The sequence below is a fragment of the uncultured Methanobrevibacter sp. genome, from assembly GCF_937906425.1.
Taxonomy (GTDB): Archaea; Methanobacteriota; Methanobacteria; order Methanobacteriales; family Methanobacteriaceae; genus Methanobrevibacter.
Genome location: NZ_CALCYR010000304.1, coordinates 19338 through 27334, shown reverse-complemented (window position 1 = coordinate 27334; position 7997 = coordinate 19338). Strand labels below are relative to the sequence as shown.

General features: G+C 27.8%; 10 protein-coding genes. 6 read left to right on the top strand and 4 right to left on the bottom strand.

Annotated features, from left to right (window positions below):
• Nucleotides 1-37 precede the first annotated feature (37 nt).
• Nucleotides 38-415, top strand: a complete 378-nt coding sequence (locus Q0138_RS09010; RefSeq protein ID WP_297983685.1) for a hypothetical protein — start codon at nucleotides 38-40, stop codon at nucleotides 413-415.
• A gap of 210 nt (nucleotides 416-625) precedes the next feature.
• On the opposite strand, the gene Q0138_RS09005 is transcribed toward Q0138_RS09010, so the two are convergent.
• The 4 genes from Q0138_RS09005 to Q0138_RS08990 form a co-directional block, all read right to left on the bottom strand.
• Nucleotides 626-1681 (bottom strand): hypothetical protein, encoded by a 1056-nt coding sequence (locus tag Q0138_RS09005; protein WP_297983682.1) that lies wholly within the window; start codon nucleotides 1679-1681, stop codon nucleotides 626-628.
• 198 nt (nucleotides 1682-1879) lie between these two features.
• Nucleotides 1880-2068: a hypothetical protein gene (locus Q0138_RS09000; protein ID WP_297983680.1), complete on the bottom strand. Its 189-nt coding sequence runs from the start codon at nucleotides 2066-2068 to the stop codon at nucleotides 1880-1882.
• Nucleotides 2069-2091: 23 nt separating this feature from the next.
• Nucleotides 2092-2442, bottom strand: a complete 351-nt coding sequence (locus Q0138_RS08995) for a hypothetical protein (RefSeq protein WP_297983677.1) — start codon at nucleotides 2440-2442, stop codon at nucleotides 2092-2094.
• A gap of 491 nt (nucleotides 2443-2933) precedes the next feature.
• On the bottom strand, nucleotides 2934-3137 hold the full coding sequence (locus Q0138_RS08990) for a histone family protein (RefSeq protein ID WP_297983674.1): 204 nt from the start codon (nucleotides 3135-3137) through the stop codon (nucleotides 2934-2936).
• A gap of 726 nt (nucleotides 3138-3863) precedes the next feature.
• Here Q0138_RS08990 and hisG point away from each other — a divergent pair.
• The 5 genes from hisG to pyrB all read left to right on the top strand — a co-directional run bounded on the left by hisG (nucleotide 3864) and on the right by pyrB (nucleotide 7897).
• On the top strand, nucleotides 3864-4727 hold the full coding sequence (hisG, locus tag Q0138_RS08985; protein WP_297983672.1) for an ATP phosphoribosyltransferase: 864 nt from the start codon (nucleotides 3864-3866) through the stop codon (nucleotides 4725-4727).
• Between the two features lie 160 nt (nucleotides 4728-4887).
• Nucleotides 4888-5697 carry a fumarylacetoacetate hydrolase family protein gene (locus Q0138_RS08980; protein WP_297983668.1) on the top strand — a complete coding sequence of 270 codons (810 nt, stop codon included), beginning with the start codon at nucleotides 4888-4890 and terminating at the stop codon, nucleotides 5695-5697.
• Between the two features lie 125 nt (nucleotides 5698-5822).
• On the top strand, nucleotides 5823-5966 hold the full coding sequence (locus tag Q0138_RS08975) for a hypothetical protein (RefSeq protein ID WP_297983665.1): 144 nt from the start codon (nucleotides 5823-5825) through the stop codon (nucleotides 5964-5966).
• Nucleotides 5967-6174: 208 nt separating this feature from the next.
• Nucleotides 6175-6690 carry a flavodoxin domain-containing protein gene (locus tag Q0138_RS08970; protein WP_297983662.1) on the top strand — a complete coding sequence of 172 codons (516 nt, stop codon included), beginning with the start codon at nucleotides 6175-6177 and terminating at the stop codon, nucleotides 6688-6690.
• Between the two features lie 286 nt (nucleotides 6691-6976).
• The gene (gene pyrB / locus Q0138_RS08965; protein WP_297983691.1) at nucleotides 6977-7897 is read left to right on the top strand and encodes an aspartate carbamoyltransferase; all 921 of its coding nucleotides are present in this window, start codon (nucleotides 6977-6979) and stop codon (nucleotides 7895-7897) included.
• Nucleotides 7898-7997: the final 100 nt, after the last annotated feature.

Below are 7997 nucleotides of genomic sequence, written 5' to 3'. Positions count from 1 at the left end.
AGAAAAATACAATAAAAATACTTATAGGTGATTTTAAATGTGTGATGAAAAATTAAGCTTAGAAAAATTAATAGATGAAGAAACTAAAAAAATAGAAGAAAAATATGATGAAGCAGAAGACCTTTTAGAACTCTCTCCATCATGGGAAGTACATTATTCTACAGAAATAGATTATGAAACAGTTAAATTAATGGACTTGAGAAGAAAAAAGATAAACCAAATAAAAGAACTTAAAAGAGAAATAAGTAATTTGAATTATGAAATAGGATACAAAATAGGAGTTGAAGAAGGGGAAATTACAGGAAGTTATAAAATAGCAGAGGCATTATTAAAAGAGGATTTTTCTATTAATCAAATATCTGATATAACTAATTTAACAAAAGAACAAATAAAACAAATAGTCCAAATCATTTAAAATTTCATCAAATAATTTTAAAGCTGTTTAAATTTTTAATTTTTTTGATAAAAAGAGCATTAAATTGAATTGGTAAAATAGTTGAAAAAAGAATATCTTATTTTAGTTAAAAGAAGATTAAAAAAGAAAAAAAGCTGAAAATAACTTATAAAATAAAAATAAAAAAAGAAGAAACAGTATTTAAATTAACTATTCCTAATTGCTAAAAATTTAATCTTCTTCTTGGGTTTTTAAAAAGTCTTCTTTGGCCTTGATTGCCTCTTCTTCAGACGAAAATCTGCCTACGTTTTCAAAGTGGCCTGAACTGTTTTTAAGTCTAACAATCCATTTTCCAGACTGTTTGCTAAAGTAAATTCCTTCCCCTGAAGCTCCAGACTGTTTTCTTGCCTTGATTCCAATCTTTTCCCTAATGAAATCCTGTCTTGTTTTTTCCTTTTCTTCTAGATATTTTTCTCTAGCCTCGTAAGCCTCTTGCTCTGTATTGAAATGTCCAATAAACTTAAATCCCTTATAACCTTGGACCTTTGCTCCCCACATCTTACGTGATGGACTATAATATATTCCCTCATGGCTAGAGTATTGTCTCTTGTTAGAACTTTTCTTCTTTTCCTTCTTGATGATGGTACCTAACTTACCGATTTCCTTAAGATAATGAATGGCTTCCTCATTAGCCTCTACAGAATCAACAAAGGACTTTGAGTGAAGAAGCTTCTTATTGTTATAGAAGTCAACAACCCACTTGTCTGTTCTGGGATTGAACCTTACCTTAATGTAGGATGAATAATCACTTATGTCAATGAAGCTGTTGTCTTCCTCATCAATCTCATCTATCTTGCTTTCATCATCATTGAAATTTACGCCAAAACCATCCTCATAAAGATTCTTGTCAAGATAGCTATTGGAATCTCCATACTTTCTTATGAACTTGTCAAGATATGAAAATTCATTAAGGGTGAAAAGACCATCCAAACGTAATAGAATAAGGTTTTCCTGTAGGAACTTGGATATGAGCATGTGTAGTTTAAGACTTTTGAATCCTCTGTTGATTAAATCCATTTCCCTAAAACTTTCACCTGGAGCAACATATTCCAATATCTCATGAATGTCATCCACCAATGCAAGCTTATTTGTACAATTTTTACATCTGTTAAATATATTTTCCTTTTCCAGTTTTTTTCCACAAACCTTACAGATTAATTTTGGATCTTGTTCTTTTCTTTCTGGAACTTTATCCAAGTATTCATCTAATGTTTTTGAACTCCCCATTTTTAATCCCCTCCAATTTGATTAAAAATGTTAAAAATATGATTAATTATAATTAATATTCTAATTAATTTTAAATATAAATTTATTGTTTAAAAAAGTAGATTAAATAAAAAAAGAAATTGTGAAAAAACTAAATTAAAATAATTAAAAAAAAGAGAAAAAAGTAGGAATAAATGAACTAAATAAATAAAAAAAAGTTTATTTTTCTGAATTAAGATTTGAAATTTCTTCAACACTCAAAGAAGTGTACTTCTGAATCTCATCAGCAGACAAACCATCTTTAAACATCATAGTGGCAATTTCAATACTAACATCGTGTCTTGTCTTATCTTCAACATATTTAGCTAACCTATCATAAGCTCTCTGAGTCAAAGTCTCCATACCCATAAAAGAAACAACCCCCCAAAAAATCAAAGATTAGAAATTTCTTCAAAACTCAAATGAGTCACCTTATGAATATCCTCAATATCCAAACCTAAATCCAATAAATCTCTAGCAATTTCAATACTAACTTCATGTCTTGTCTTATCCTCAACATATTGAGCTAACCTATCATAAGCTCTCTGAGTCAAAGTCTCCATACCCATAATATCATCTCCTAATTTATTAAACTCTTCTTTGTCAAACCATTCCTCTGCATAATTTAAAAAGATATTGATTATATTGATTAAATCCTCTTCAGGAATTGTTTTAGCTTTAAAAACTAAAGTTAAAGCTTCTTTTAAAACTTCTACTTTATGATTTACATCCAATAGAGGCAATAATTTAAATGCGACAATATCTTCACCAGAAAATTCTTCATTATTTTCTATTTTTCGTTTAATAGTATTTAAAGTTTTATTTTGGTCTTTAGCCTTTAACGATATGACAAATATAGTAAACCTGTCTATATCATTGGAAGAATAGTTAATAATGTAATTTTCAAGTGCTACAGTACTAATAACAACTATAAAAATCGGTTTTTTCTCATCATAATGTAATTGTGTGGAATATTTATAAAATTCTAATAAAAAAAGTTTAAACAGTGGAGAAGTAATAAAATAGCTAAAAAATAGTTTAAAAGTTTAAAATTTTAAAAAAATAGGTAAAAAGGATTAAAACAAGTTTAAAAGTTTTAAAATAGGTAAAAAAGTTTAATAAAAGTTCTAAAAGATAAAAAAATAGCTAAAATTATTTAATAAAAGTATTTAAAAGTTAAAAAATAGTAAAAAATGAAATAATGTAAAAACATTATTTCAAATTTATTATTAATCTATAAGTTTTTGATTGCAAGTTCAATGTCGTCAGCTTTTACGGTTTTTCTTTTAGCCATAGCTGCGTATTTGATAGCTTCTTTTGCAATAGTTTCAGCTTGTGCTACAACATAAGCGTTTAATTCTTTTTTAGCGTCTTCACTTACTCTTTCTGCACCAGCTTCTTTAATAATTCTTCCGATAGGAGCTACAGGAATACTCATAAATAATCTCTCCATAAAAATTTTTTAAATAAAACAATACTTATAATATTTTTTTATTCAAAGCATTGACAAAATTTTTAAAAAACAATGCCTTTTTAAAAAAATAGAAAATATGAAAATTTTTTTTATAAAAACCTTATTAGAAAATAGGAAAATATTAAAAAATTTAAAATAATAAAATCTATTTTTAAAAAAAGTATTATCTATGATTGAAATTAAAAAATATTGTCTTAACACGCTTTAAATTTATAAGTACACTAATATCTTATGTTAAACTACTATTTAAAACTTTCTACAAAAATGGCTAAAAATATTGATTTTTCGGCAATATTTTTTAAAAATTGTACAATAAAAATTATAAAAAGTAAATTAAAGTAATAATTTTAATTATTAGAAAAAAATAAAAATGATATAAAAGACAATTAATTTTTAAGATTATTAAAATTAGTATATCATTTGATTTTTTAAACTAAAATAAATTAGGTTCAATTGACTTTCAAAATTTTAAACTAAAATAAATTAGGTTCAATTAACTTTCAAAATTTTAAACTAAAATAAATTAGGTTCAATTGACTTTTAAAAATTTAAAACAAAATAAAAATTCAAAAATGAACAAAAATTACCAATTAAAAATAAATAGAAATAAAAAAATAAATAAAAGCAAGAAAAGGAAAAGAATAATTTTAAAAAAAACAAATAATTTTAAATTTATAAAAGGAGAAAAATATGAAACTTAAAATTGCAGTACCTTCAAAGGGTAGAATTAGTGATCCTGCAGTGAAGATATTGGAAAAGGCAGGACTTGGACTAAAAGATGCAAGCAATAGAAAATTATTTTCAAGTACATTCAACGAAAACATAGACGTAATGTTTGCACGTGCAGCAGATATTCCGGAATTTGTGGATGAGGGAATCTGTGATATGGGAATTACAGGTTATGACCTGATAGAGGAAAATGAGGCTGATGTTGAAATATTGCTTGATTTGGAATTTGGAGCAACAAAACTTGTTCTTGCAAGTCCAGACACATCAGAGATTAATACAAAAGATGACCTTAAGGATGGAATGACAATAGCTACAGAGTTTCCAAAGCTTACAGAAAGATATATAGAAGAACTTGGATTGGACATAAAAATAGTAAAGCTTACAGGTTCAACTGAAATAGCTCCATTCATTGGAATAGCTGATGCAATAACAGATCTTACAAGTACAGGTACAACATTGAACATGAATCACCTGAAGGTTGTTGACACAATACTTGAAAGTTCAATAAAGCTTATTGCAAATAAAAAGTCATATGATGAGAAAAGAAATCTTGTAGAGGCTGTCAGCACAAGTATTCAGGGAGTGCTTGAGGCTGGAGGAAAGAAACTGGTCATGATGAATGTTTTAAAGAAGGACCTGTGTGAGGTTCAAAAGGTCATGCCTGCAATGAGCGGACCTACAGTTTCTGAAGTTCTTTCCAAGGAGGAAACAATGGCAGTTCAGGCTGTAGTTGGAGAGGATGAAGTCTTTGAACTTGTAAACAAGCTTAGAAATGCAGGAGCTCGTGACATTTTAGTGGTTCCTATTGAAAGGATTATTCAATAAATATTCTAATTAAAAGGATTATTCAATAATTAGTCCAATTAAAGGATTATTCAATAATTAGTCCAATTAAAGGATTATTTAATAAACAGTCCATTAAGATAATTCAAAAAAACATTCGAGAAAAGCGTTTAGTCGATGAAGAAAAATTAAAAGTGGTTTAATGAAATTTCTAAGATTTAAAAACAAAACAAATGATTTTAATACTCAAACAAATATAAAAACCGGCCTTTATGATGGTGAGAAGGTAATCGAACTTAAAGGAGACATTTTAGACTATCATAATGCAGATATTGAAAAAATCAAGGAAAGGATGATTGAAACTCACAGCATGGAGGATATAATCATTGAAAGTCCTACATGTCCATCTAAAATAATCTGTATTGGACTAAATTACAAGGATCATGCTAAGGAATTAAATCTTGAACTTCCTAAAAAACCTGTCATCTTTATTAAGCCAAGCTCTTCTGTTAACAGGACAGAGGGAGATTTGATTTATCCAAGCATTTCAAAACAGGTTGATTATGAAGGTGAATTGGCTGTAGTCATAGGAAAAAGCTGTAAAAAGGTAAAAAAGGAAGAGGCTGATGATTATATATTTGGATATACAATAATAAATGATGTTACAGCAAGGGATTTCACCTTAAATGATGGTCAATGGACAAGAGGAAAAAGCTGTGATGGTTTTGCACCATTTGGGCCATTTATTAAAAGAGATATTGATCCATTAAATCAAAAGATAATTACAAAGGTGAATGGAGAGATAAAACAAAATTCAAACACTTCACAGATGATCTTTTCACCACAGGAAATAATTGAATACATTTCACAAACCACTACATTAAATCCAGGAGACCTGATAGCTACTGGAACACCACCAGGAGTAGGTCCTATGGAAGCAGGTTCAACTGTAGAGGTTATAATAGAAGAGATAGGAAGTTTGAGAAATTATCTCATCAAAGAGGATGAATAGTTTCTTAAATCAAGACCTAATAAAAAACTGTTTATTATGAAAAATAAAATATAAAAGCTTATTAAAATATTAAATATAAAAAAATAAAAATATTATAAATAAATAAAAAAAATTGAGGGATAAAAATGATGGGAACTCTTATTATAATAGCACTTATATTAATTATTGCTGTACTTATTTTAAAGAAAGTTATTGGATTTGCATTTAAGATTGCAGGAATTTCAATAGGAATTTTAATTTTAGTCATGTTACTCGGATTCTTACTATAAATCTAAATTTTAATTTTAGTCATGATACTCGGATTCTTATTATAAATCTAAATTTTAATTTTAGTCATGATACTCGGATTCTTATTATAAAGCAATATAATAAATTAAAAGAATAATAAAGATTAATAAAGATTAATAAAGATTAAATAAAGATTAAATAAAGAAAATAAATGGCTAAAATCCAATTAATGGGAGTAAAGCAAAGAAAATGAAAACGGCCATTATTTATGCAAGTAAAAGAGGGACTACAAGAAAGGTAGCAAAATATATGGTAGAGCGTCTTGATTGTGAAGCTATTACCATACCTGTGGCAAAGAGTAAATCTACTTGTCTTTTAAAGTATGATTTTATAATAATAGCTGGCTCCATCCATTACGGCCGTATTCAGTCTGAAATAAAGTCATTTGTAAACAAGAACAGAATGACATTAAAGGGAATAAATTTCGGCCTTTATATTGTCTGCATAAATGATGATAAAAGTGATCAATATCTTGAAAAGGCATTTTCCAGGGAAATCTTAGATGCTGCATACATTTATGACTCCTTTGGCGGAGAGGTAAATCTCAATGAGGGAGACTTGATTACCAAGCACATCATAAGATCAAAGTTAGATGATTTTAAAAAGGAAAGAAGTGAAGCTCCTAAGATAAATTGGGAAAAGGTTGACGCCTATATTGATAAAATAAATCAGAATATTGTTAAAAACAAGAAAAAACATGAATAAAATTAATAATATAATAAATACTCATAAAAAACAAGAAAAAACATGAATAACCAATCCAATCATGATTTTGTAATTATTAGTTTAAATAATAGCTATTTAAACTAAAAATATATTTTTTTGAGTGTATAATTAGTTTGAATAATATAAAACTAAATTAAGCTAAAAAATATTAAAATAAAAATGAAAAAACTGTTTTAAAACTTAAGAAAACTTTTAAAAAAAAATAAGTAATTATAATAACTAATAAGACATAAATAAATAATAGTTAAAAAAGGAGTGTAATACTATTTTTGGCCTAAAAAATGTTATTTCAATAAAAGACTTTGAAAAGGAAGATATTGAGTTTATACTTGATGAGGCTTCCAAACTTGAAAAAGTGGCAAAATCAGAGGAAAGATCAACTGAACTTGCTGGAAAAATACTCGGACTATTATTTTACGAACCTTCTACAAGAACCAGATTGTCCTTTGAAACAAGTATGAAAAGATTGGGAGGAGAATGCATAGCTCTTGGAGAAACCTCAAACAGCAGTGTTGCAAAGGGTGAAAGCATTGCAGATACAGCAAAGATGTTTGAAGCTTATTGTGATGCAATTGTAATAAGGCATGATCTTGAAGGGGTTTCACGTTTTCTAACAGATGTTGTAGACGTTCCAATCATTAATGCAGGAGACGGTGCAGGCCAACATCCAACTCAAACATTACTTGACTTATATACAATCAAAAAGCATTTCGGTAAAATAGACGGTTTAAACATTGCACTTCTTGGAGATTTAAAATACGGCCGTACAGTACATTCATTATCATATGCTTTAGGCATGTATGATGTTGAAATGACCTTTGTAGCTCCTGATGAATTGAAAATGCCTAGGGAACAATTGATGGATCTTGAAAATAACAATATTGCTTATAGGGAAACTGACAATTTAAAGGAAGTAATAGATTCAATTGACGTTTTATATGTTACCAGAATCCAAAAGGAAAGATTCCCTGATATTGAAGAGTATGAAAAGATTAAGGGAGCTTATTTGATTAATAGGGAATTGTTGGAAGGAAAGGAATTGATTGTAATGCATCCACTTCCTAGAATAGATGAAATCGACTATGACATTGATGACACTAAGTATAATAAGTACTTTGAACAGGCTGCAAATGCACTTCCTGTAAGAATGGCCATTTTAAAGAATTTAATTAAGTACAGGTATTAAAATGCATTTTATTAAGACATGAGAAATCATGTCTTATTTTTTTAAAGCAATTATTAGTTTGATATTATACGAATTAAAATCTGTTTTAAAAAAATATAAT

What these genes read in the sequence shown, in the direction of transcription:
- Q0138_RS09000 (WP_297983680.1), bottom strand. Translation starts at nt 2,068, where the DNA reads ATGGGTATGGAGACTTTGACTCAGAGAGCTTATGATAGGTTAGCTAAA.
- Q0138_RS08990 (WP_297983674.1), bottom strand. Translation starts at nt 3,137, where the DNA reads ATGAGTATTCCTGTAGCTCCTATCGGAAGAATTATTAAAGAAGCTGGT.
- Q0138_RS09010 (WP_297983685.1), top strand. Translation starts at nt 38, where the DNA reads ATGTGTGATGAAAAATTAAGCTTAGAAAAATTAATAGATGAAGAAACT.
- Q0138_RS08970 (WP_297983662.1), top strand. Translation starts at nt 6,175, where the DNA reads ATGAAAACGGCCATTATTTATGCAAGTAAAAGAGGGACTACAAGAAAG.
- Q0138_RS08975 (WP_297983665.1), top strand. Translation starts at nt 5,823, where the DNA reads ATGATGGGAACTCTTATTATAATAGCACTTATATTAATTATTGCTGTA.
- Q0138_RS08980 (WP_297983668.1), top strand. Translation starts at nt 4,888, where the DNA reads ATGAAATTTCTAAGATTTAAAAACAAAACAAATGATTTTAATACTCAA.
- Q0138_RS09005 (WP_297983682.1), bottom strand. Translation starts at nt 1,681, where the DNA reads ATGGGGAGTTCAAAAACATTAGATGAATACTTGGATAAAGTTCCAGAA.
- hisG (WP_297983672.1), top strand. Translation starts at nt 3,864, where the DNA reads ATGAAACTTAAAATTGCAGTACCTTCAAAGGGTAGAATTAGTGATCCT.